Genomic DNA, 23189 nt, shown 5'->3' on the forward strand with positions numbered 1-23189 from the left:
GCCTTTAACTGCCGGACTTTCTCACAGGGGGCTGGTATCCGGCAGCTTTGGCCCGTTCACTGGCAGCTTTGCGGCGCTCGGCGCTGTATGGCTCCCGGACGGATACACACCGCTTGGGAACGATAAAGTTATGGGCGTCCTTTCGGGTGATCTGGTCGGGGTGCTTTTTTGCCAGCAGTTCCAGCTTCTCCATCAGACGGGGATCGTGGGTATATACCTCGGCCATTGGCTCCGCCTGGTTATAGAGGAGAATGGTTTCCCGTTCCACTAAAGAGAGCTTCATCGGCTGCCTCCTTTCCGCTGGTCAAATTCCAGCTTGAAGTTGGCGTACTGTCCATCGTCCTCCAAAACCACAGTGGCATCGTAGGTCTTGCCGGTTTTCTCCGAATATAGGCCCGCCACACGGACACGGCCATCTTTCAGCAGCGCAGACACCACAGCCTTGGTCGGCTGTTTTTTCTTGGCAGCCCACCATTTGTTGTTTTTCCAGATTGCAAATTTGCAAGAATCATTCTGACAGAAGAAGCCTTTTTGCAGTTCTGCAACTTCACCGCCGCAGCGAGGGCATTTGCCTACCACCTCACGGGGCGGAGTGAACAGGTACTCGGTTCCCTTGATGACCTGATAAGTTCCCACCAGGTCTCCCAGCATGGTGCTGATCCCGTCCAAAAACTCCTCCGGGGCAAGCTGCCCGCGCTCGATCTCTCCCAGTCGGTACTCCCACTCGGCAGTCAAAAGCGGCGATTGCAGCTGTTCCGGCAGAACGGTGATAAGGGAAACTGCATCGTGGGAAGGGAGAAGCTGCACCGTTTTCCTGCTCTTTTTTCGTTCCAGAAAACCGGCAGATACCAGCTTTTCCAAAATACCGGCACGGGTGGCCGGTGTCCCCAGACCTTTTCGTTCGGCATCCTCCGGCATATCCTCTTTTCCGGCAGTCTCCATTGCGGACAATAGGGTGTCCTCTGTAAAGTGCTGGGGCGGACTGCTTTTGCCTTCTTTGACGATTGCAACAGCAACCGAAAGGGTCTGTCCTTCGGTCAGCTCCGGCAGGGCTTTCTCTGCGCCCTCTTTTTTCGGCTCTGCATCCTTCGTTTTGGCACGGTAAGCGTCCTCCAGTGCTTTCCATCCGGGGTGCTTCATCGTTTTTCCTTTGGCAGTAAACTCCCCACCGGCACACGCTGCAATCACAACGGTTTCCGAATAGATATGGGGCTGGGCTACGGCACACAGCAGACGCAGGGCCACCAGCTCCAGCACCGCTTTTTCTCCCGCAGGAAGGGCAGAAAGGTCTGCATCCTTGAGATTTCTGGTAGGGATTACTGCGTGGTGGTCGGTTACTTTCTTATCGTTGATGACCGTCTGCGGATCACAGGTAATGGCGATCCCTTTGCAAAACGGCATAGCATTGGCAACCAGATTGACCAGCACCGGCAGGCTGTCTGCCATATCACCGGTCAGATAGCGGCTGTCAGTACGGGGATAGGTGCAGAGCTTCTTTTCATACAGGCTTTGCAGATAGTCCAGGGTCTGCTGGGCTGTAAATCCAAGCAGGCGGTTGGCATCTCTTTGCAGAGTAGTCAGGTCATAGAGGGCAGGCGGCTTTTCGGACTTTTCCTTGCGCTCCGCCTTTTTGATCGTGACAGCTGCACCCTGACAGGCTTCTTTCAGCTGCTCGGCAGCAGCCTTATCCGCCATGCGCTCCCCGGATACGGTAAGATCGGGCAGCTCCAGCGCCACGGTATAAAAGGGAACCGGCTTAAAGGTGTCGATCTCAGCTTCTCGCTGGACAATGAGCGCCAGCGTTGGGGACATAACACGCCCGATGTTGAGTGTGCGGTGATACAGCACGGAAAAAAGCCTTGTGGCATTGATCCCCACCAGCCAGTCGGCCTTGGCACGGCAGAGGGCAGCATCCCGAAGTCCGTCATAGTCCGCACCGGGGCGCAGGTTTGCAAAGCCCTCCCTTATGGCGGAGTCCTCCATCGAAGAAATCCAGAGCCTTTTCATCGGCTTTTGGCAGCCTGCCAGCTCATAGACGCTGCGGAAGATCAGCTCGCCCTCGCGTCCGGCATCACAGGCATTTACCACCTCCGTCACATCCGGGGCGTTCATCAGCTTTTTGAGAATATCAAACTGCTTTTTCTTATCCTTTCCCACTACCATCTGCCAATGTTTCGGCAGGATAGGCAGGTCATCATATCGCCACTTGGCGTACTTGGGGTCATAGCTGTCTGCATCCGCAAGACCGGCCAGATGGCCCACGCACCAACTAACACGCCAGCCGTTGCCCTCCAGATACCCGTCCTTACGGGCAGTTGCGCCGATCACCGCAGCCAAACTCTGGGCAACCGACGGTTTTTCGGCAATTACCAATTTATACTGAGCCATGATGGTTCCTCCTCTCATTAAATCATTGGGGTGTTTTACGGCAAAATATATCTATAATGAAGTTCTTTAACTCTGATACCAGTGGTGAGAGAGTAGTAGAAGTACATCAAACAGAGAAGAAGGACGGAAACTTTTTCCGTCCTTCTGTCTGCACATGATTGTTACTTTTCAGTTTCCTCAGTTTCGTCAGCCTCAATATCTTCAACATCAGTATCAAGGACTTCTTCATCCTCGGTTTCCCATTCCTCGGAATCTTCCTCGCCATAATCATAATCGTCCAGACTGTCATTGCCCTTGGTCTTAGGCTTATTCTTAACGAGCTTCAAGTAGGCAAATACGCCACCGCCGCCCAGCAGAGCCAGCAGAAGGATCAGGGCAGCCGGGTTCAGTCCGGCAGGCTTTTCTTTTTCCGGCTCCGGTGTTTCTGCCGGAGGTTCCGGTGCTTTTCCCGTACATTTACTCTTATCAGTTACACAGACCGGGCAGGCCGTATTGACTGCCCCTGCTTCACATTTCTTCGTGCAGCTGCACACAGCTGGCGGCTCCTCTTTGGCATTTCCATCTTCCATCAGCGCCATCAGGTCCGCTTCATCCACCTGGTTCAGAAAGTGAACAGCAGTCTTTTTATCCTCATTGGCCCTGTCGATCAGGATATAAAAATAGTTGCCTGCCTTGGTGGTAACGGTAATGAGCTGCTTGTTGCCACCAAAATCATCCACCAGAGCGGCGTTACCATCCGGGGTCAGCGGAGGCGCTTTTTCGGGTTCTTCCACCACCACATTACTGTCATTGGTGGTATCCTCTGCCGGGGGCGGCGCTGCGCCCTGGGCAAAAGCGGGAATAGTAAAGCCCGATGCCAGAACCAGCGTCAGGCAAAGGGCAGAAAGTGTTCGGAGCAATCCTTTATTCCTCATAGCTGTTTTCCTCCTGTTCGTTGTTGTCATCAGCCAAACTGCCGGGAACTGTGCCTCCGGACAGCATGGCGCTCAGCTGAGCCGGGGTCATACGCAGTGCGCGCACCATCTGGACGATCTCCAGATTTTCAGCCTCGGTTTTCTGTGCCTCCAGCGCCTTGAGCTTTTCCTGATACTCTGCGATCTTCTCGCGGACCTTTGTAATCTCCTGGTCAATGCGTTCAATTTTGTTCTTTGCCATCGTCTATCACTCCTTCTAAAAAATCTCTGTTACCAGTTCATCAGGCCGTAGCCCTTGATACTCTGATAATTCAGGTCATAACTTTTGATCTTGCAGGCATCGCCGGAATTTCCCTCCACGGTATAAACACGGCTGCCATCGGTGCCGACAACAATTCCCACATGGTCTGCGGAACCATCCAGATCCCAATCGAAGAAAATGGCATCACCGGGGGCGATGTTTTCATATCCTCGTGCGCCCCACTGTCCATGAGACTGGAACCACGGAACACCCTGAGACTGGCAACCAGCAAAGCGTGGTTCCGTTCGACCGGATTGACCATAGCACCATGATACAAAGCAGGCACACCATTCCACGCGGGAGTTGAAGCCGTACCAGCTCCAATAAGGTTGTCCTCCCACATTGCCCACCTGACTTTTCGCCAGTTCCACCAGCTGCGGATTGCCGGGGCGGGTACCGTTGATAAATTCAACACCAGTCAAATCTTCAGAAACACCTGTATCGGGAGAACCGCCACCAAACAACAGCGGCTTATTGCCCATAGTCTGTCGGTAGACCTGGTACATCTCCATCTGCTCCGGAGTCAGTAGTTCTGGCGCAAGAGAGGCAATGGAACGGCTTGTTAAAGTTACATGGAGAATACGATATTCATATTCATGCTCATCCCCATCTTCGTCAGTGTAAGTGCGAATCTGAATTTCTTCTCTCAGCGTAAGCTGATACTGTGCATCAAACACACGATCCAGCTCTGCCTGTGCGCTGTGGCGTGTATAGCCCTGCAAGACAGCAGAGAGAAACGCCGCAAGCTCATGGGGGTCATGACCAATCATATCCAGGTTATACCGATACTCGTCATATCCTGAGTGGCTGCTTTCGATGTTGTCGATTTTCTCCTGCAACTGGGCTTCTCTGGCTGCATAATCTGCCTCCACCGCCAGCATTTCCGGGTCATCCGATGGATAGGTGGTGCCGGAAATTACAGAACCAATACTCTGTGCCATCATAGAGCAGGAGGACATGGTATTCATCAGCATACAGGCGATGAGGAACAAAACCCCTGCAATCAGGAAGCCCTTCTTGTGGCGCATGACGAATGCCCCTGCCTGATGTGCCTTTTCTTTTACCGTCCTTGCGGCTTTTCCGGTTTTGGACGCAGCCTGGGCGGTATTCCCGGCAGTCTGACCGGTACGCTTGGCGGCAGCATACTGCTTTTTGATACTCTGTTTTTGCTGCCAGCGGGAGAGAGGGTTGCTGGTAAATTGAGGATTTTCCCGTAGGGACTTCTGATACAGGGCATTCACATTGGCCTTCTCCAGCTTCTGCTCGGCCTGGGCTGCTTTGCGGTACGGCTTCAGCTTGTGACTGCGATAGCCCTCCCGCACCAGATAAGCGCCGGTCTCCACCGCCTCCTCGGACTTGTGGGCGCTTTCCACGCCCACATTGTCCTGCTCATTTTCACGGATCTCTTTATGGAGCTTGCCCGCGACCAGATGGACGGGAGCTTCTTTAACCCCTTGAGAAAGTTTGGAGGGTGGTTTTTTCTTGTCCTCGAAGGTCAACTTCGAGGTCTTTTTTCCGGTATCCGGGTCAATGACCATCTGCCGGACCTTTTTCTTCGGGATATTCTCCTGCGCCTTATCTGCTCTGGCCGCAGCTTTCTCCGCCTTGCGGATCGGCTTTTCCAGCACTGGGTCAGACCGTTCCTCATCGGTAAAGCGCAGGCGCGGCTCTTTATTCAAACCAATCACCCATTAGGATAGCATCCATCATGTGGTGCAGCTCCACATAGAGGGCCAAACCTTCCGGATCATATAGCGGATGCACGGTGAGATACGCATGGACTTGCGCCAGAATCCCAGAGAGCATTGTGATAGGTCTGCACCCTACAATGGTTGCTGCACCAGGGGCACACATCATATTTGCCCAAATCGAAAAAAGACGGGCAAGACCAATTTCGCCATCCTCATTCAAGGTTTTGAGTTCTTTGTCAGCGGTACGACACTCAACAACAGCGGAGGCCATTACCGGAAGCAACATGAATTCGTGAGCCTCCAATGCCTCGCGGAAAAAAATCATGGTATCAAGTTCGCAAATATTCTGTTTCATAGTTATTCATCCTCCTTTTTCAGTTCCTGGGGTTTGGTGGTCATAATGCGGTAAAGCTCAGTATTCTTCGGGAAATGGTCAACGAAGGGCAGGATGGTGGAGCCATAGAACAGCAGGCCCTCGCCCTCACCGGAGTGGGTCACATAGCTAAGCTGGTGCGTGGAAATGCCCAACTGCTTGGCGAGAATCTGACGGTCATCGCCTGCCTGGTTGAGCATATATACGAAGTCCGAGTTTTCAAAGATGTTCTCTACCTCACGACTGGAAAGCAGGTCTTTGACATTCTGCGTGATACCGGTGGGGATGCCGCCCCATTTTCTGAATCGCTTCCAGATTTCCACCGTATAGGCAGCGGTTTGCTCCTCCTTCAAAAGCAGGTGCATCTCGTCGATGTAGTAGCGGGTGGACTTGTGAGCGGCACGGTTGATGGTAACGCGGTTCCACACCTGATCCTGGACCACCAGCATACCGATTTTCTTGAGCTGCTTGCCCAGCTCCTTGATGTCATAGCAGACAATGCGGTTATTGATGTCCACATTGCTCTGGTGGTTGAGCACATTGAGGGAGCCGGTTACATAGATTTCAAGGGCCGTGGCGATATACTGGGCTTCCTTTTCCTCCTGTGAACGGAGCAGGTTATATAGGTCCTCCAGTATGGGCATATTCTCCGGGCGCGGGTCATTGAGATAGGTCTGATAGACCAGACGCACACAACGGTCGATGATGGTTTTCTGCACCGGCTGCAATCCGTCCTTACCGCCCACGATCAGCTCACACAAGCTGAGGATAAAGTCGGACTTGAGGGACAGCGGGCTTTCATCATCCGAGTAGTCCAGGTTCAGATCCATCGGATTGATGTAATTGCTGCTGGTGGGCGAAATCTTGATAACCTGTCCATGCAGGCGTTCCACCAAAGGTGCGTACTCTGCCTCCGGGTCACAGATGATGACATCATCATTGGTAAGCAAAAAGCAGTTGGCAATTTCTCGTTTTGCGCTAAAGGACTTGCCACTTCCAGGTGTCCCAAGTATCAGGCCGTTGGGGTTTTTCAGCAGCTTTCGGTCCACCATGATGAGGTTGTTGGACAGAGCATTGATGCCGTAGTACAGGGCTTCTTTGCCGTTCTGAAACAGTTCCTGTGTGGTGAACGGTACAAAGATAGCCGTAGAACTGGTGGTCAGCCCTCGCTGGATCTCAATCTGATTGAGTCCCAGAGGCAGACAGCTCATCAGCCCTTCTTCCTGCTGGAAGTCCAGTCTGGTCAGCTGGCAGTTATACTTCTGGGCAATAGAGCCTGCTTGAAAGATGTTGTTGCCAAGCTGACGGGGATTGTCCGCTGTGTTCAGCACCAAAAAGGAGACCAGGAACATTCTCTCGTTTCGGCTCTGCAAATCCTGCAACAGCTTTTTCGCTTCACTGCCGTAGGTGGCAAGGTCAGAGGGAATGATGTCCATGTCGTATCCGGCGCGGACTGCTTTTTTCTGTTCCTCGATCTTACTGCGGTCCAGGTCGGTAATCTTGCGCTTTACCGTCTTAATGGCTTTCACCTGATCCACCGACTGAATGTGCATACTCACAATGAGCGAGCTTTCCATATCCAGAAAATCAGCCAGCAGACGGTCATTCAGCTCCGGTGCAAGGATCTGCAAAAAAGAAACAGCCCCGTATTTCTTGCCCATACGGAACTGCTTACCGGTGCGGAACTCAAAGGAGCTTGGTGCGATGAAGTCCTTGGTAGATAGGCCGGAAGGAGCCAGCCAGTCCCATTCAAACTGAAACGGGAGCTGTTCATCCATGTGGAATACCGCATGAAGCTGGGAAAGCCTTTCCTTACCGTCCAGTGTTCTGGCGGCTACGCCAAGACGCTTGAAGTTATTGAGTATATCAGTCTCAATACGCTCCAGACGGGGCTTGGCGGCTTTGATGCTGTCAGCGTCGATACCAAAGGTCAGGTATTTGGTCTTGATGAGACCGTTGTTCCCTCTGGCCAGCTGATTTTGCAGCATCGTGGTGTATTCCTCACGGATACTGTCAAAGGCATCCCCCTGGGGAGGGATGGAAATGGAGTTGGCAAAGGTCTCCTCCGATGCCGCAAGGTTCAAAAAAGACAGCTGGAAGTGAATCGAGCTGTCGAAATAATTGAGGAAATCACACCAGCCCTCAAAGATCGCGGTCTTATCTTCATTTTGGGAGAGCTGATAGTTGATGTCCTGAAACTGAATGGTCTTTGTGTAGTGGCTGTCCGATACGCGGCAGATCCCGTCCGGCCACATCCGTTCATAGGGGATACTGTCCTGTGCCGATTTTCCTTTTTTGTCCGTGCGGTTGGCGCGGGCAATGGCCGCTTCGATCTGCTTCTTATCGGCGCGGGACAGCTTTTTCTTTGTCTTTACCAGCTGCACGGTCTTTTTTTCCGGTTTTCCCAGCAGACGGCGCAACCAGCTTTTCATTGCGGTGAACAATGTCATACACCTCCTTATCGAGCATTTCCTGCCGCTTTAATACGGCATAAAAGTTATTGGTCTGGTAGGGACGCTGCTTGGGACGGATCACAGCCACTTTTAGGATGTTGCCGACGATCTTTTCCAGGCCCTGTCCATGCTTTTCATACATTGCCAGCAGGAAGAAGGGCATCATGACCAGCATCATACACATGGCGGCCATGCTGTTTCCCGCAGGCTCACGGAGCAAAAAGAACAGCGGTACGCCTACAAGCGCCCCGGCGGTAAAGCAGACCAGCTGCCTTCGGGTCAAATTGAACATGACCTTGGTTTTGACTTTGGTTAAATCTTTGGGTACGGGTACATAAGCCAATGTGGAAACCTCCTTCCGTTTTAATGCGCCTGAAAGACTGATTTTGCGAGACTGCCGGTTTTGAACAGCGTAAAGCACAGCAGTACGGTGTAGCCCACGCAGCTCCAGATCGCCATGATGATGTCATCTTCCAAAGCGATGTTCTGCACCAGCACAGCATAAATTGCCACGCAGACGATGATGAGAAACGCCTGAAAGCCCAGCGCCAGCAGGGAGCGGAGGTAGTTCTGTCCCATACCGCCCCATTCCTTGCCCATCATGGCAGCCATTGGAACGGGAGCCACCGAAGTCACAAGGTAAATCTCGATCATACGGCCATAAATGACGATAAAGATACAGATATACAGCGCCCACATGGTAATGCCGATAAAGAGGGATTGGAACCACAGCCCGAACAGCGGCCCCAGATCCATTTCCATCAGCCTCGGTTCCAAATCGGTCATAACTGAGGAAATGTCAATGGACGCATCCGAACCGATGATCCCTGCCGCCTGTGCCACCACGCTTTGCGCCATATCAAAGACGCCCATCACGATATTCCATGTGTTTGTGACAATGAGGATGGCGGCGGCTGATTTGAACACCCACTTGAAAATCATCCAGGTATCCACATCATGCAGGTTGTTCTTGTCTGCGATCATCTGGATCAGGTCTACGGTCATCACGATAGCCAGGATCACGCCTGCAATCGGCACCATGATGGAGTTGGACAGGTTTTCGATCATACTGAAAATACTGCCATTCCATCCCTGTGGGGTCTGGCCGACCTGTACGGATATATCCGCGACCTGTTGGTTTACGCTGTCAAACATCCCCGAAAGGTTGCTCATAATACCGCCCACCAGCATTTCTTTCAGCCAATTTGTCAGGGCTTCAAGTAAGAAATCCATACGGTGTCAACCTCCTTTCCGCCGCCCCCGCAAAGCTGCGGGAGCGGCAAGGATTTCATGCAGAGACGCTTAGACAGAGAAAAGCCCGGAGAGCAGAGGTACAAGGACCATGCCGACTACGGCTACACCCTTGTACCTCTGCTCTCCGGACTGTTCGGTTAATCACAAACAAGGAGGTAATCGCCTTTGGACAGCATACTCCAACAGATCACAGACTGGCTGAAAGAAATGCTCGTTTCAGCCATTATGGGAAATCTGTCGGGGATGTTTGAGTCCGTCAACAACCAGGTTGGCGAGATAGCAACCTCCGTTGGCATGACCCCGGCGAATTTTTCGCCGGGTGTCTTTGCCATGGTACGAAACATCTCCGAGTCAGTGATTATCCCAATAGCAGGCTTGATTCTGACCTTCATTGCCTGTTATGAGTTAATTCAGATGATTATTGACCACAACAATCTGGCGAATTTTGAAACCTGGATCTTCTTCAAATGGGTGTTCAAGACTTTTGTTGCGGTCATGTTAATCACAAACACATTCAATATCACGATGGCTGTGTTCGATGTGGCACAGCACTTTATAAACGCAAGCGCCGGTATCATATCCGGAAATACTGCCATAGATGCTTCGGCATTGGAAACACTGGAAGAAACGCTGATGGCAATGGATTTGGGGCCTTTGCTTGGCTTGTTCCTACAATCCTTTATCGTACAGGTCACGATGTCCGCTTTGGCAATCATCATCTTTGTGATCGTCTACGGTCGAATGATTGAAATTTATCTGATGGTCAGCCTTGCCCCGATTCCGCTTTCCACCTTTGGAAACAGAGAGCAAAGCAATATCGGACAGAATTATCTGCGTTCGCTGTTTGCAATCGGATTTCAGGGATTCCTGATTATGATCTGCGTAGGCATTTATGCGGTGCTGATTCAGTCTATCGCATTCAGTGATGACATCATCGGCTCTATCTGGGGTGTTATGGGCTACACCGTCCTTTTGTGCTTCACCCTGTTTAAGACCGGTTCGCTTGCGAAGGGTGTATTCAGCGCTCACTAAGGGAAGGAGGAAATTGTTTGGCAGCGTATATTCCCGTACCTCGTGACCTGACGAGGGTAAAAACAAAAGTGTTCTTCAATCTGACGAAACGGCAGTTACTTTGCTTTGGTGCGGCGGCACTCATCGGAGTGCCGATTTTCTTTCTGGTGAAAGCAACCGGAAATGTGAGCCTTGCAGCACTGTCCATGATGATCGTCATGTTGCCGTTGTTCTTTCTGGCAATGTATGAAAAGGATGGTCAGCCGTTGGAGGTGGTTGTAGAACACTTCATTCAGACTAAATTCGTTCGTCCCAAGGTTCGCCCTTATCAAACGGACAACTATTATGACGCCTTGATGCGTCAGTACAAACTGGAAAAGGAGGTTGAACGAATTGTTTTTCAAAAAGAAGCCGCAGGCAAGAAACATCAAAATGCCTGCAAATCTGAATCGGAAGCAGCAACGAGAAATTAAAGCTGTTGTGGAACGGGCAAAGAAGGACAACGGTATTCCGCAGACTGCACAGCAGTCCATTCCCTTTCAGAGAATGTTCCCGGATGGCATCTGCCGTGTCACTGACAGCTATTACACCAAGACGATTCAGTTTCAGGACATCAACTATCAGCTGGCACAGCAGGAAGATAAGACTGCCATCTTCGATGAGTGGTGCAGTTTCCTGAATTTCTTTGACAGCTCCATTCACTTCGAGCTTTCCTTTATGAACCTGAGTACCGATGCTGAGAGCTTTGAAAAGAGTATCCGTATCCCGTTCAAGAAGGACAGCTTCAATCCTGTCCGTGCCGAGTATAGCCAGATGCTGAAAAAGCAGTTGGCGCAGGGCAACAACGGCTTGACCAAAACCAAGTACCTGACATTCGGCATTGAAGCCGAATCCATGCGGCAGGCAAAGCCGAGACTCAACCATATCGAAAACGATCTGCTCAATAACTTTCGGCGTTTGGGTGTCATTGCCACTACCATGAACGGCAAAGAGCGGCTGCATCTGATGCACTCCATGTTCCACATGGGCGATAACGATAAGTTCTTCTTCGATTGGAAGTATCTTGTGGAATCCGGGCTGTCTGTAAAGGACTTCATTGCTCCGACGGCATTTGCCTTTAAGACCAACCGCACCTTCCAGATGGGCAGCATCTTCGGGTCGATGTCCTATCTGGCAATTACGGCATCAGACCTGTCTGACCGTATGCTGGCGGATTTTCTGGATATGGAATCCACGCAGATCGTGACCATGCACATCCAGTCGGTTGACCAGACTGCGGCGATTAAGACCATCAAGAGAACCATCACCGAGCTTGACCGTTCCAAAATCGAGGAACAGAAAAAGGCGGTGCGTTCCGGCTATGACATGGACATTATCCCGTCTGACCTTGCTACCTATGGCAAAGATGCGAAGTCGCTTCTGAAAGAATTGCAGAGCCAGAACGAGCGAATGTTCATGGTGACATTTCTGGTGCTGAACACCGGGCGCACCGAGCAGGAACTGGAGAACAATGTGTTTCAGGCACAGAGCATCGCCCAGAAGCATAACTGCAATCTGCGTCGTTTGGATTTTCAGCAGGAATCCGGGCTGATGAGCAGCCTGCCATTGGCACAAAACCTGATCGAGATTCGTCGTGGCCTGACTACCAGTTCCACGGCTATTTTTGTGCCTTTCACCACACAGGAGCTGTTCCAGAATGGTGGAGAAACGCTCTATTACGGGCTGAATGCTCTGTCGAACAACCTTATCATGGTGGACAGAAAGAAGCTCAAGAACCCCAACGGACTGATTCTGGGTACGCCCGGTTCCGGTAAATCCTTTTCCGCAAAGCGTGAAATCACCAATGCGTTCCTGGTTACGGATGACGATATTATCATCTGCGACCCCGAAGCGGAATATGCGGCTCTGGTTCACAAGTTCAATGGTCAGGTGGTAAAAATCAGCTCCTCCAGTACCAACTATATCAACCCCATGGACATCAACCTGAACTACTCTGAGGATGACAACCCCGTAGCACTGAAAGCCGATTTTATCCTGTCCCTCTGTGAGTTGATTATGGGCAGTAAGGATGGCTTGCAGCCTATCGAAAAGACGGTTATCGACCGTTGTGTGCATCAGATCTATCAGAGATATTTCGACAATCCTGCTCCTGAGAATATGCCGATCCTTGAGGATTTGTATGATGCCCTTCTGAAGCAGGACGAAAAGGAAGCCCACCATGTAGCGACCGCCTTGGAAATCTATGTTAAGGGTTCTCTGAAACTGTTTAACAACAGAACCAATGTGGATATTCAGAATCGTCTGGTGTGCTTCGATATTAAGGAGCTGGGCAATCAGCTGAAGAAAATCGGTATGCTGATCGTTCAAGATCAGGTCTGGGGGCGTGTAACTGCCAACCGTTCTGCCGGTAAATCGACCAGATATTATATTGACGAGTTCCATCTGCTTCTGAAGGAAGAACAGACGGCAACCTATTCCGTAGAAATCTGGAAGCGATTCCGTAAATGGGGCGGATTGCCGACCGGTATTACTCAGAATGTCAAAGACCTGCTTCGTTCCCCGGAGATTGCCAACATCCTCGAAAACTCTGATTTCATCTATATGCTGAATCAGGCAAGTGATGACCGAAGTATTCTGGCGCAGCGGCTGAACATTTCGCCGCATCAGCTGTCCTATGTAACCAACTCCGGTGAGGGCGAAGGACTTCTGTTCTATGGCAATGTGATTCTGCCGTTCATTGACCGATTCCCGACCGATCTGGAACTGTATCGCATTATGACCACGAAGTTAAACGAGGTGGCACAGGAAAAGGAGGCGTAATGTATGGCGAAAAGACCTACACGACTCCGGTTTACCGAAGATGACCTTGCAGATTCTCATGTGAAGAAAGCTGCCGACCGTGCAGGTAAGGCGGTTGATAGGGCTGAAAAAGCGGCAGACAAATTGGCTTCCAAAAAGGCAAAGCCAAAACTAAAACTGGAAACAGATGCAGCCGGTTCCCGTAAAGCAAAGCTCCGTTTTGAAAAAGCGGAGTTTACGGAAATCGAGCGCCCATCTGTGGTAAAGCACATGGCAAGCCGTGGTGCCGCAGTCACGCTCACATCCAAAGCACATCAGGCGGTGTCAGAATATGAGGATGATAATATCGGCGTTCAGGCTGTGCAGGAAACGACCAAGGCTGTTGAATCCACTGCTTATACCGTCGATCATGCCGTTTACAGCCACAAGCTGAAAGCCTACGACAAGGCAGAAAAGCTGGTAGAAAAATCAGATAAGGCAAATGTAAATGCCCTGTATGAGAAGTTCAAAAAGGACAACCCCGATGCCGCTTCTAATCCCATTTCCCGATGGAAACAAAAACAGGCAATCAAAAAGGAGTATGCAGCGGCGAAGGCAAGCAAAGGGACAGCGAAAGAAACTGCCGCTAAAGCAACAAAGAAAGCAGCCCAAAGCACCAAAACGATTACAGAGAAAGCGATGGAGTTTTGCACCACACACTCTAAAACGATCCTGTTTGTTTTGATTGCTGGACTGCTTTTTATGATCCTCTCAGGGATGTTCTCGTCTTGTTCGGCTATGTTCCAAGGCGGCACACAGATCGTTCTGGGAACTTCTTTTACCGCAAAAGAGGAAGATATTATCGGTGCGGACAATGATTACAAGGCTTTGGAAGCTGCGCTCCGCAATGAAATCAATAATATCGAGCGTACTCATAGCGGATATGACGAGTACCGGTATGACCTTGATGAAATCAACCACAATCCTTATGAGCTTGCGGCATATCTGACGGTAAAATTCGAGGACTACACCAGAGATGAGGTGCAGGCTACCCTGCAATGGCTGTTTGAGCAACAATATGAGCTGACCCTCACAGAAGTAGTAGAGATTCGTACACGAACAACATCTTCTACTGATCCTGAAACGGGAGAGACAACAACAGAGGAAGAAGATTACGAATATTATATTCTGAAAGTGAAGCTCAGAAATAAGGGCTTGAACAGTGTGATTTCAAATTCCGGATTGTCGGAAGATGATATGGAGCGATATAGAATTTTGCTTCAGACAAGGGGCAACAGACCGGATATTTTCGGAAATGACATTTACGCCACCCCTGGCGGCGAGTACACCGATTATGATATTCCGGGTGAAGCGCTGACAGACACAAGATTTGCCAATATGATTCGGGAAGCTGAAAAATATCTGGGATATCCGTATGTGTGGGGCGGCAGCAGTCCTTCGTCCTCTTTCGACTGCTCCGGCTTTGTTTCCTGGGTTATCAACAACTGCGGCAACGGTTGGAGTGTTGGTCGTTTGACCGCAAACGGTTTGATGGGCGTATGCGACATTATCCCGAAAAGCTCTGCCAAGCCGGGAGATTTGATTTTCTTCCAAGGCACTTATGATACCTCCGGTGCATCACACGTTGGTATTTATGTCGGCAATGGTATGATGATCCACTGCGGAAACCCGATTTCTTACGCTTCTATCGAATCGAATTACTGGCAACAACATTTTTACTGCTTCGGCAGAATCAGAAACTAAAGGAGGGATGGCGATTGAGTGCCAAGTTAGACAGAATAGGTGCAGACCTTGAAAAAGCCCGTAAGAAACGGGCAGAATGGGATGCTAAGGTGAAAGACCTGGAACGCAGATACCGTGAGGAGGAAAATTCCGAAATTCACGAGATGGTTCATGCTGCGAATCTGAATCCCGAACAGCTTTCCGAGCTGCTCCGTATGTTTGCTGCGGATATGGCTCCGAAGCCTGATACGATCAATACTATGAATGAGGAGGAAACGCAGAATGAGATTTAAGAAAATTGGAGCCGCATTGCTGGCGTGTGCAATGTGTTTTGGCGTGTTTTCTACAACGGCATTTGCCTATGTAGATGAAAGCGTAGCGACTGAAGAACCTGCGGTCGAAGAAAAAGTTCCCGAAACAGAGCCGGAGGAGCCGATGCTACCGCTTACTCCCGACGGCAATCTGACTTTGGTTGATGACGCTGGCTCGCCTACGAAAAGCGGAAAGCAGTTCATTACCGCTGTAACCAAAAACGGAAACTACTTCTATATCATCATTGACCGTGATGATAAGGGCGAGGAAACCGTGCATTTTCTGAATCAGGTGGATGAAGCCGACCTGCTCAAGCTGATGGACGAGGAAGAAGTTGCAGAGTTCACCAAGCCGGTTGAGGAAACAAAGCCGGAAGTAGTTGAAACAGTTCCTGAAATTACAGAACCGACACCGGAGGAAAAGCCGAAATCCACAAATATGCTCCCGGCGATTCTTACTCTGATTGTGCTTGCCTGTGGTGGTGGATTCTTCGTATTTAAGAAAGTTCAGGAAAAGAAGAAAGAACAGGAAGCGGCAAAGCCTGACCCGGATGCTGATTATGTGGACGATGACGATGACTATGGGTACGATCCGGAGTTTGAGGACGATGATGCAGATAGCTCCGTCGATGTAGATGATAATGAACCTGTGTAAACAGGATAGGCTTGATGCCTGGGGCAGCCTTCGGGTTGCCTTTACATAGTCTCCACTTTCAAAAAATAAAATATTTTGTGTTTTTGAAAGCGGCCTCTTGCATATACTATTAGCAGACAGTATAATAAGTACATCGAAGCAGTTTCAAGAAATGAAAAATCTTCGACTTTTGAAAGCGGGTGACGATATGAAAACAATTACAAGAGCAAAGTATCTCGACAGAATCATTGAACTGAATGGTACTCCTGACATCAAGATCATCACGGGCATTCGTCGATCCGGTAAGTCCAAGTTGATGCAGGCGTATATTGAGTATCTGAAAAGCCATTTTGAAAACATCAATATTATCTTCATTGACTTCATGGATTTGGCGTATGAGGAAATCAAGGAATACCATGCCTTACACGCCTATGTGGAAGAACATTATCAGGAAAGTAAAACGAACTACCTGTTTGTAGACGAGGTGCAGATGTGCCCCAAGTTTGAGTTGGCAATCAATAGCCTGTACTCTAAGGGAAAATACGACATTTATGTAACCGGCTCCAATGCTTTCCTGTTGAGTGCGGATCTGGCAACTCTGTTTACCGGACGCTATATTGAAATTCATGTGTTCCCTTTCAGCTTCCAGGAATATTGCCAATATTATGATGATGTTAGTGATAAAGATAACCTCTTTGATGATTACGCTATCAAGGGCGGTTTAGCAGGTTCTTACGCTTACAGAACCGAAAAAGACAGAACCAACTATATCAAAGAGGTCTACGAAACGATTGTTACAAGGGATTTGGTGCAGAAATATGCGCTCCCGGACACTTTGGTTTTACAGCGTTTGAGCGAGTTCCTTATGGATAACATCAGCAACCTGACTTCTCCTAATAAGGTCAGTCAGCTGCTGACAGCAAATGAGACTCCGACCAATCATGTAACCGTCGGCAAGTACATTAAGTATTTGTGCAATGCTTTTGTATTCTATGATATTAAGAGATACGACATCCGAGGCAAGAAATACCTTGAAAGCTCTGAAAAGTTCTATTTGTGTGACAGTGGTATTCGATATGCAATACTGGGAAGCAGAAATATGGATTACGGCAGAGTATATGAAAACATCGTTTGCATCGAACTTCTTCGCCGTGGATACGATGTCTATGTCGGCAAGCTCTATCAAAAGGAGATCGACTTTGTTGCTCAGAGAGGCAGCGAGAAGATTTATATTCAGGTCAGCGACAACATTTCCGGGCAGGAAACATTTGAGAGAGAATGCTCTCCTCTGCTTCAGATCCGAGATGCTTATCCGAAAATGATTATTGCCAGAACCAAACATCCAAAATATAGTTATGAAGGAATCGAAATCCATGATATAGCCGATTGGTTGCTACAAGAATAAACAAGGCGAAATATCTCCGTCATTCTCTTTTGAAATGATGGAGATATTTTTATGTTGATGGAGATTCAGGGACAGAAAACAGTGTCAGGTTGCAAAAATTCTTTCCGAACTTTTTACATAGCAGTCATGCACTACGGTGTGTGGCTGCTTATTTTTTGTGAAAGGAGCAGATGCAAATGAAATTAGTTTTGGCTGAAAAGCCTTCGGTTGCACAGAGCATTGCCAAAGTGTTAGGTGCTGCCAAGCGTGAGGATGGCTACTTAGAGGGAAACGGATATGTGGTCAGCTGGTGTGTGGGGCATTTGGTGGAGCTGGCACAGCCGGAAGCCTATGATGCGAAGTACAGCAAATGGGCTTATGCAGACCTTCCTATCTTCCCGATGGACTGGCAGTATGAGGTTTCTGCCGGTACGAAAAAACAGTTTGGGGTTCTGAAAAAGCTCATGGCCAGAGAAGATGTTGCGAGTATTGTGTGTGCAACAGATGCCGGTCGTGAGGGCGAGCTGATCTTTCGATTGGTGTACCATAAAGCCGGGTGCAAAAAGCCGTTTGAGCGGCTTTGGATTTCCTCTATGGAAGATGCAGCAATCAAGGAGGGCTTTGAAAATCTCAGGTCTGGAACGGAATATGATGCTTTGTATGAAGCAGCACTGTGTCGAGAGCGGGCTGACTGGATTGTTGGCATTAACGCTACTCGACTTTTTTCGACCCTTTACGGGCAGACCCTGAATGTTGGTCGTGTTATGACCCCTACCCTTGCTGTGGCTGTTATGCGGGAAGCTGCCATTTCCGCATTCAAGCCCGAACCGTTCTACACAGTTCAGATTGGATTGGATGGTTTTACGGCTGCAAGCGAACGCTTCAAAACTAAGGCAGCAGCCGAAGCTGCCAAACGAGGCTGTTCGGTGGCAATCGTTCAGAAAGCTGAATGTAAGGAGAAGACAGAAAAGCCGCCTGCACTCTATGATCTGACCAGTTTACAGAGAGAAGCCAACCGTGTGCTTGGCTACACGGCACAGCAGACCTTGGACTACACGCAGAATCTCTATGAAAAGAAACTGGTCACTTATCCCCGTACTGACAGCAGATTCCTGACGGAAGATATGGTACACAGCCTGCCCGACCTCGTAAAGCTGGCTTTCCATACATTCCCCGTGGAGGATGTGGATAACATACCAGTTCATGCAGAGCAGGTTGTGAATAACAAAAAGGTCACAGATCACCATGCCATCATTCCGACCAAAGAATTGCAGAAATGCAATCTGAGCGAACTTCCCAAGGGTGAATTTGCAATTTTGCAACTGATTTCCAATCGGCTGTGTGTTGCAGTGGGAGATCCACACCGATACGCAGAGACAGTCATTGAACTGGACTGCGGCGGCACAGCGTTCTCCGCAAAGGGAAAAACCATCGTGCAGAACGGATGGAAGGCTCTGATTCAGAAGGGTTCTTCGACAAAAAACGACGAAAACGAACAGGCACTTCCTGCGGTATCTGTTGGGGACGAGCGGAAGGTGCTTGGTTCTGAAATCAAGGAAGGAAAAACTTCTCCCCCTAAACACTTTACCGAGGATACGCTGCTTTCTGCTATGGAAACAGCCGGTGCAGATGAAATGCCGGAGGATGTCGAGCGAAAAGGTCTGGGAACTCCTGCGACCCGTGCCGGTATCATTGAGAAGCTGGTTCGCATCGGTTTTCTGGAGCGTAAGGGCGATAAGAAAACCAAACACCTGATTCCGACTCACAAGGGTACGGCTCTGGTAACAGTCATGCCAGAACAGATTCAGTCCCCCTCCATGACGGCGGATTGGGAAGAAAAATTGTTGCTCATTGAAAAAGGCGAATATGCCAGCGAGGATTTTATGGACGAGATCAAAGATGTGATTGCCGGTCTGATTCAGAACTATGAAGCGATCCGTGATTCCGAGGTACTGATGTCGAAAGAAGCCAATTCTATCGGTAAATGCCCTCTCTGCGGCAGTGCAGTAGAGGACAAGTCCAAGGGATACTTCTGTTCTAACAGAAGCTGCAAGTTTGCCCTTTGGAAAAACAATCGCTACTTTGCGAGTATCGGCAAGAGCATGACTTCTGCCACGGCGCAGAAATTGCTCGGTTCCGGCAAGGTAAAGCTTAAGAATTGTAAGTCCGAAAGGACGGGCAACACCTTTGATGCCACCGTTTTTATGGAGGTATCGGAAGATGGCAAAACGAAGTTCAGCATGGAATTTGAAAATGGAGGAAAGCGCAAATGACAAATGAGTACAACCCGGATGGTAAGGAAATCCGATTTATCGACAGCCACTATAAGGATTTGTTCCGTATTCCTGACGGTGGCTGCATCCAGATTCACTATCCCGATGAGACCGTCGTAAAGCCTTGTACATTCATCGACGAGTACCACACACAGATTGGATACAATGTGTTTCATATCTGCCAGTTTGCAGAGATTATGGAGCGCAACGGCGCAAGCTATATGCCGGAGCCTGAGATTATGGGCGATGAAGCCGCATGGAAAGTTGGAAGAGACAGAATCCTTGCGGTACAGACCTGCGAAGATGGTTACGACTACACCCTGTTAGATGAAAACTACAACGAGATTGATGGCGGTCAGGTCGATAACCCTGAACTGTCCATGATCGAAGTCCGCCAGGATATTCTGGAATCCTTTGGACTGGAGCGCCGGGAGCTGCGGGCGATGTTTTATGAGGATGTCATGGAGCAGGCTTTTGAAGTCGGCAGACAAGCGGTGGTGGTCAATGACCCTATCGCAGAGCTTGCTTTTAAGCTCGACCGTTTTGCAGAGAACTTCGACCCCTATGAATATATGGATCAGGTCGATGATGTGCAGACGCATATCCAAAAAATCAAGGCGGATCTTACCGCTGGTAATACGGCTCCGTATCGTGAGTTCCTGAATACAGCCATTGCAGAATCCCGTGAGGAAACTGCGGTTGAGATTGCCAAAGTGCTGAAAAGTCAGCTGGATAAGATCGACTCTCCGAAGCGTGAGTCGGTCATGGAAAAACTGGCACAGGCCGCAGAAAAAGCTGCGCCTGCCAGTCCCTCTCCCAAACGCAAAGACCCTGAACGATAAGGAGGACACTGATATGAAAAACGAAAAATGGGATGATGTTCATGGAAATACCACCCCGGATGACAGAATGGTTGCTTTTCTGGAAAGCCCCACGGATTCCTATGCGATTCTTCAGCTGCGGGAAGATGTAGACGATAATATCCCGCTCATGTTTGCAAATTACAGCTACCTTCAAAAGAAAGAAATGGAGCCTGAGATTGACCGTTACGAGGTGGTCTATCATGGCTCCATTTCTATGTCCGAGGATGTGAATCGGCAGCTGGAAGATTTGTATGTGAAGTTCAATATTGACCACCCGGATGATTTCCGTGGTCACAGTATGTCGGTCAGCGACATCGTAGCCTTAAAGGTAGCCGGTGAGGTATCCTTTCACTATGTAGATTCTGTCGGGTTTCAGAAGCTGGAAAACTTTATGAAGTCCGAAAACTACCTGAAAAACGCAGAGATGGCAATGGAAGATGATTATGGGATGATTGACGGCATCATCAACAACGGAAAAGCCCCTGGATTAGAGGAACGTCCTTCGGTGTTGGAGCAGTTAAAGGAAAAGTCCGTGCCGGATGTTTCCCATAAACCTCCCAAGAGCCACCCGGAAAGGGAGATTGAATGATGGATTTCACACAAGATGAGCGGAACATGATGATGCTTTACAGCCCTGGCACAAGGTCAGGGCTGCGTGAAGCACTGACACTGATGAAGGAACAGCTTTCGGAGGACGAGTCAGAGCTTTTTGCTTTGGCAGACTCGGTTCTCCGTAAAGTTTCAGCCATGGACGATGCCGCCTTTGAGAAGCTGAACCTTTATCCGGATTGATAGGATTGGAGGGATACAATGAACGCAAAAGAGCGATTTTATTCCGGGTTAGCAAAAGAAACGATTGGGAAAATCACCTCGAACACAGATAACTGGACTTCGTTTTTGAGAACGATGTCCCGCAACTATGAGTTCACCTATCCGGAACAGGTGATGATTTATGCTCAGCGCCCCAATGCGACCTTTTGCAAGCCCTATGAAGACTGGAACGCTGAAAATTACCGCAGATATGTAAAGCGTGGCTCTACCGGCATTGCCCTGTTTGTGATGAACAGGGATAAACCGTATCTGCGCTATGTGTTTGATGTGGCGGATACCGGCGTTCGTCGTTCTTCCCCGGAACTGAAACCGTGGGAGGTGACGCCTGAAAACCGCTCCTATGTCATGGAAGCGATGGAGCGTACCTTCGGTGTTGCCGCTGACGGGGTGCTGGAAGCACAGCTTGAAGATATTGCATCTGCACTGGCGGCTGAGTATTGGGACGATTACAAAAAGCAGTTCCTCGACATCGTTGCCAACAGCTTCCTTGAGGAGTATGATGAACTCAACATCGAAGTAGCTTTCAAAAATGCGGTGGCAAACAGCGTATCCTATACGATGTATTGCCGGTTCGTGGAAAGTCCCGATAACTACTTCGAGCATGAGGATTTCCAGAAGGTGTTTGATTTTAACACCAGACAAACGGTAAATGCCCTTGGTACTGCGGTGAATGCCATCAGCACAAGGATGTTTCAGGAAATCGAAAAAGCGATTGAAGAACACGAGCAGATTAAAGCTACCGAAAGGAGTGCAGATTATGAGCGAGATGACTTACAGACAGGTCGGAGATTATCAGATTCCGAACCTTCAGTTGGAGAACGAGGGAGAGAAACCTCTGGGCAAGTACGGCAGGATGCGTCGAGCATTTTTGGAGCAGAACAATCCGATGCTCCTGAACGACATGATTCTGACGGAGAGCCTGTTCCCGCACCTGTGGGAGATCGAGGAAACGGCGAAAGCCAGAGTGGAATTTCTGATGGAGCAGTACCTGAAGGACAGCCCCGCACCGGACAAAGAAACGCAGCAGATGGCGTGGGTGCAGCACATGAACAGCCTGAAAGCACAGGCGGAGGAAGTCGTGATGACGGAGCTTATCAACAGCTGAGTCTGAACCTTTTCCTCTCCGAAAATGAACAAATCAGTTTTATCGACCGAGCAGAGAGCTTTACGCCCTCTGCTTTTTCTTTTGTCCAGGAAGAAATCGACCACTTCCTTCTGCTTGGCAGCAATACCGATGAAGCCCGAAAAGTCGTAGCGCTGGAATATATGAAGCAGAAGCCGCTGGAAGAAATCGTTCAGACCTTAAAACAGGTCTATCATGGCGGTTATGGTTTGAAAGAAGATAGTGGGAATATCTGTGCGTGGTATGCCGAGGACGGTATCCACCTTGCCAAGGGTTCCTCTGCCATTGACAGCCCCAGAGCGCAGACCGTTTCTTGGGAAACGGTTGCCGAGCGTATTGGAGAACTGCTTGAAAATGGTCAGTTCGCAACCAATGTGGAACTGGTAGAAGCACCCGGATATGATCGTCAGAAGCTGGCTGAATCCCTGTGGCATCTTTATCACGATTTGAGTGAAGAAGCCCGTGCCGGCAGCTATCTGGCAATTCTTCATCAGGAACAGTTTCATGGGTTCCCTGATGAAACCGCAGACTTGGCTGAAAAGTTGGATGACCCTCGTTTCCACGCAACCTTGGTGCAACAGTATTCGGAATTTAGAAAAGCCCTTGCGGAAAATCCCGATCTGCTTCGTTTTCACTATCACAAGCTGAATCTCATCCAGAAACAGCTGTATGAGCTGAATCTGCCTTTGCGTGAGTATCAGACTGATATGATGCAGATGCCCCTTGTCCGCCAGTTCATTACGGATGATGAAGTCAACGCAGACTTGACCCGTGGAAGTGGCTTTTCCGGTGGCAAAGCCCGCATTTATAACTACTGGCAGGAGAATCATTCTGCCAAGGAAAAGATAGACTTCCTGAAGCATG

22 protein-coding genes are annotated in these 23189 nt (G+C 49.5%); 12 read left to right on the forward strand and 10 right to left on the reverse strand.

The window, feature by feature from the left end:
* Positions 1-4 precede the first annotated feature (4 nt).
* The 9 genes from ACK2JC_RS14010 to ACK2JC_RS14050 form a co-directional block, all read right to left on the reverse strand.
* On the reverse strand, positions 5-283 hold the full coding sequence (locus ACK2JC_RS14010) for an immunoglobulin (protein WP_118043159.1): 279 nt from the start codon (positions 281-283) through the stop codon (positions 5-7).
* Positions 280-2388 carry a DNA topoisomerase 3 gene (locus ACK2JC_RS14015; RefSeq protein ID WP_368271135.1) on the reverse strand — a complete coding sequence of 703 codons (2109 nt, stop codon included), beginning with the start codon at positions 2386-2388 and terminating at the stop codon, positions 280-282. Before ACK2JC_RS14015 ends, ACK2JC_RS14010 begins: the two co-directional genes overlap by 4 nt.
* A 161-nt stretch (positions 2389-2549) precedes the next feature.
* Positions 2550-3302: a DUF4366 domain-containing protein gene (locus ACK2JC_RS14020; protein WP_279153859.1), complete on the reverse strand. Its 753-nt coding sequence runs from the start codon at positions 3300-3302 to the stop codon at positions 2550-2552.
* Entirely contained in the window at positions 3292-3543 is a 252-nt protein-coding gene (locus tag ACK2JC_RS14025; protein WP_002592894.1) for a DUF4315 family protein, read from the reverse strand. Before ACK2JC_RS14025 ends, ACK2JC_RS14020 begins: the two co-directional genes overlap by 11 nt.
* A 29-nt stretch (positions 3544-3572) precedes the next feature.
* Positions 3573-5282 (reverse strand): CHAP domain-containing protein, encoded by a 1710-nt coding sequence (locus tag ACK2JC_RS14030; RefSeq protein WP_368271139.1) that lies wholly within the window; start codon positions 5280-5282, stop codon positions 3573-3575.
* Positions 5275-5649, reverse strand: a complete 375-nt coding sequence (locus ACK2JC_RS14035) for a DUF3851 family protein (RefSeq protein WP_118020644.1) — start codon at positions 5647-5649, stop codon at positions 5275-5277. Before ACK2JC_RS14035 ends, ACK2JC_RS14030 begins: the two co-directional genes overlap by 8 nt.
* A 2-nt stretch (positions 5650-5651) precedes the next feature.
* Positions 5652-8051 carry a VirB4-like conjugal transfer ATPase, CD1110 family gene (locus ACK2JC_RS14040; protein ID WP_368274782.1) on the reverse strand — a complete coding sequence of 800 codons (2400 nt, stop codon included), beginning with the start codon at positions 8049-8051 and terminating at the stop codon, positions 5652-5654.
* Entirely contained in the window at positions 8008-8463 is a 456-nt protein-coding gene (locus ACK2JC_RS14045) for a PrgI family protein (protein WP_368271136.1), read from the reverse strand. Before ACK2JC_RS14045 ends, ACK2JC_RS14040 begins: the two co-directional genes overlap by 44 nt.
* A gap of 20 nt (positions 8464-8483) precedes the next feature.
* Positions 8484-9353 carry a VirB6/TrbL-like conjugal transfer protein, CD1112 family gene (locus ACK2JC_RS14050; protein WP_002592890.1) on the reverse strand — a complete coding sequence of 290 codons (870 nt, stop codon included), beginning with the start codon at positions 9351-9353 and terminating at the stop codon, positions 8484-8486.
* 186 nt (positions 9354-9539) lie between these two features.
* Here ACK2JC_RS14050 and ACK2JC_RS14055 point away from each other — a divergent pair, with 186 nt between their 5' ends.
* From ACK2JC_RS14055 to ACK2JC_RS14105, 11 genes are all read left to right on the forward strand, one after another.
* The gene (locus ACK2JC_RS14055) at positions 9540-10406 is read left to right on the forward strand and encodes a VirB6/TrbL-like conjugal transfer protein, CD1112 family (RefSeq protein WP_368271248.1); all 867 of its coding nucleotides are present in this window, start codon (positions 9540-9542) and stop codon (positions 10404-10406) included.
* 17 nt (positions 10407-10423) lie between these two features.
* A complete protein-coding gene (locus ACK2JC_RS14060; protein WP_215676517.1) occupies positions 10424-10858 on the forward strand; it encodes a PrgI family protein in 435 nt (144 codons plus the stop codon).
* Positions 10818-13205: a VirB4-like conjugal transfer ATPase, CD1110 family gene (locus ACK2JC_RS14065; RefSeq protein ID WP_008791945.1), complete on the forward strand. Its 2388-nt coding sequence runs from the start codon at positions 10818-10820 to the stop codon at positions 13203-13205. The genes ACK2JC_RS14060 and ACK2JC_RS14065 overlap by 41 nt, the downstream gene beginning before the upstream one ends.
* Positions 13206-13208: 3 nt before the next feature.
* Positions 13209-14927 carry a CD1108 family mobile element protein gene (locus ACK2JC_RS14070; protein ID WP_368271247.1) on the forward strand — a complete coding sequence of 573 codons (1719 nt, stop codon included), beginning with the start codon at positions 13209-13211 and terminating at the stop codon, positions 14925-14927.
* A 14-nt stretch (positions 14928-14941) separates the two neighbouring features.
* On the forward strand, positions 14942-15199 hold the full coding sequence (locus ACK2JC_RS14075; protein ID WP_002304378.1) for a DUF4315 family protein: 258 nt from the start codon (positions 14942-14944) through the stop codon (positions 15197-15199).
* Positions 15189-15872 (forward strand): DUF4366 domain-containing protein, encoded by a 684-nt coding sequence (locus ACK2JC_RS14080; protein WP_368271246.1) that lies wholly within the window; start codon positions 15189-15191, stop codon positions 15870-15872. The genes ACK2JC_RS14075 and ACK2JC_RS14080 overlap by 11 nt, the downstream gene beginning before the upstream one ends.
* 187 nt (positions 15873-16059) lie before the next feature.
* Positions 16060-17256: an ATP-binding protein gene (locus ACK2JC_RS14085; protein WP_411338516.1), complete on the forward strand. Its 1197-nt coding sequence runs from the start codon at positions 16060-16062 to the stop codon at positions 17254-17256.
* Between the two features lie 176 nt (positions 17257-17432).
* Positions 17433-19508 carry a DNA topoisomerase 3 gene (locus tag ACK2JC_RS14090; protein WP_368271244.1) on the forward strand — a complete coding sequence of 692 codons (2076 nt, stop codon included), beginning with the start codon at positions 17433-17435 and terminating at the stop codon, positions 19506-19508.
* The gene (locus ACK2JC_RS14095) at positions 19505-20350 is read left to right on the forward strand and encodes an LPD16 domain-containing protein (RefSeq protein WP_368271243.1); all 846 of its coding nucleotides are present in this window, start codon (positions 19505-19507) and stop codon (positions 20348-20350) included. The genes ACK2JC_RS14090 and ACK2JC_RS14095 overlap by 4 nt, the downstream gene beginning before the upstream one ends.
* A 13-nt stretch (positions 20351-20363) precedes the next feature.
* A complete protein-coding gene (locus ACK2JC_RS14100) occupies positions 20364-20960 on the forward strand; it encodes a YodL domain-containing protein (protein WP_368271242.1) in 597 nt (198 codons plus the stop codon).
* On the forward strand, positions 20957-21163 hold the full coding sequence (locus ACK2JC_RS14105; RefSeq protein ID WP_117517825.1) for a transposon-transfer assisting family protein: 207 nt from the start codon (positions 20957-20959) through the stop codon (positions 21161-21163). The genes ACK2JC_RS14100 and ACK2JC_RS14105 overlap by 4 nt, the downstream gene beginning before the upstream one ends.
* 48 nt (positions 21164-21211) lie before the next feature.
* On the opposite strand, the gene ACK2JC_RS14110 is transcribed toward ACK2JC_RS14105, so the two are convergent.
* Complete coding sequence (locus ACK2JC_RS14110; protein WP_368271241.1) at positions 21212-21844, reverse strand: hypothetical protein; 633 nt, start codon at positions 21842-21844, stop codon at positions 21212-21214.
* 124 nt (positions 21845-21968) lie between these two features.
* Here ACK2JC_RS14110 and ACK2JC_RS14115 point away from each other — a divergent pair, with 124 nt between their 5' ends.
* On the forward strand, positions 21969-22307 hold the full coding sequence (locus ACK2JC_RS14115) for a TnpV protein (protein WP_368274752.1): 339 nt from the start codon (positions 21969-21971) through the stop codon (positions 22305-22307).
* Positions 22308-23189: the final 882 nt, after the last annotated feature.

The organism is Enterocloster lavalensis, from assembly GCF_046603895.1.
Taxonomy (GTDB): Bacteria; Bacillota; Clostridia; order Lachnospirales; family Lachnospiraceae; genus Enterocloster; species Enterocloster lavalensis.

Bases quoted from the DNA above. Each gene is read 5' to 3' on its own strand.
- ACK2JC_RS14010 (WP_118043159.1), bottom strand. From the start codon at position 283: ATGAAGCTCTCTTTAGTGGAACGGGAAACCATTCTCCTCTATAACCAG.
- ACK2JC_RS14015 (WP_368271135.1), bottom strand. From the start codon at position 2,388: ATGGCTCAGTATAAATTGGTAATTGCCGAAAAACCGTCGGTTGCCCAG.
- ACK2JC_RS14020 (WP_279153859.1), bottom strand. From the start codon at position 3,302: ATGAGGAATAAAGGATTGCTCCGAACACTTTCTGCCCTTTGCCTGACG.
- ACK2JC_RS14025 (WP_002592894.1), bottom strand. From the start codon at position 3,543: ATGGCAAAGAACAAAATTGAACGCATTGACCAGGAGATTACAAAGGTC.
- ACK2JC_RS14035 (WP_118020644.1), bottom strand. From the start codon at position 5,649: ATGAAACAGAATATTTGCGAACTTGATACCATGATTTTTTTCCGCGAG.
- ACK2JC_RS14050 (WP_002592890.1), bottom strand. From the start codon at position 9,353: ATGGATTTCTTACTTGAAGCCCTGACAAATTGGCTGAAAGAAATGCTG.
- ACK2JC_RS14065 (WP_008791945.1), top strand. From the start codon at position 10,818: ATGCCTGCAAATCTGAATCGGAAGCAGCAACGAGAAATTAAAGCTGTT.
- ACK2JC_RS14070 (WP_368271247.1), top strand. From the start codon at position 13,209: ATGGCGAAAAGACCTACACGACTCCGGTTTACCGAAGATGACCTTGCA.
- ACK2JC_RS14080 (WP_368271246.1), top strand. From the start codon at position 15,189: ATGAGATTTAAGAAAATTGGAGCCGCATTGCTGGCGTGTGCAATGTGT.
- ACK2JC_RS14085 (WP_411338516.1), top strand. From the start codon at position 16,060: ATGAAAACAATTACAAGAGCAAAGTATCTCGACAGAATCATTGAACTG.
- ACK2JC_RS14090 (WP_368271244.1), top strand. From the start codon at position 17,433: ATGAAATTAGTTTTGGCTGAAAAGCCTTCGGTTGCACAGAGCATTGCC.
- ACK2JC_RS14095 (WP_368271243.1), top strand. From the start codon at position 19,505: ATGACAAATGAGTACAACCCGGATGGTAAGGAAATCCGATTTATCGAC.
- ACK2JC_RS14100 (WP_368271242.1), top strand. From the start codon at position 20,364: ATGAAAAACGAAAAATGGGATGATGTTCATGGAAATACCACCCCGGAT.
- ACK2JC_RS14105 (WP_117517825.1), top strand. From the start codon at position 20,957: ATGATGGATTTCACACAAGATGAGCGGAACATGATGATGCTTTACAGC.
- ACK2JC_RS14115 (WP_368274752.1), top strand. From the start codon at position 21,969: ATGACTTACAGACAGGTCGGAGATTATCAGATTCCGAACCTTCAGTTG.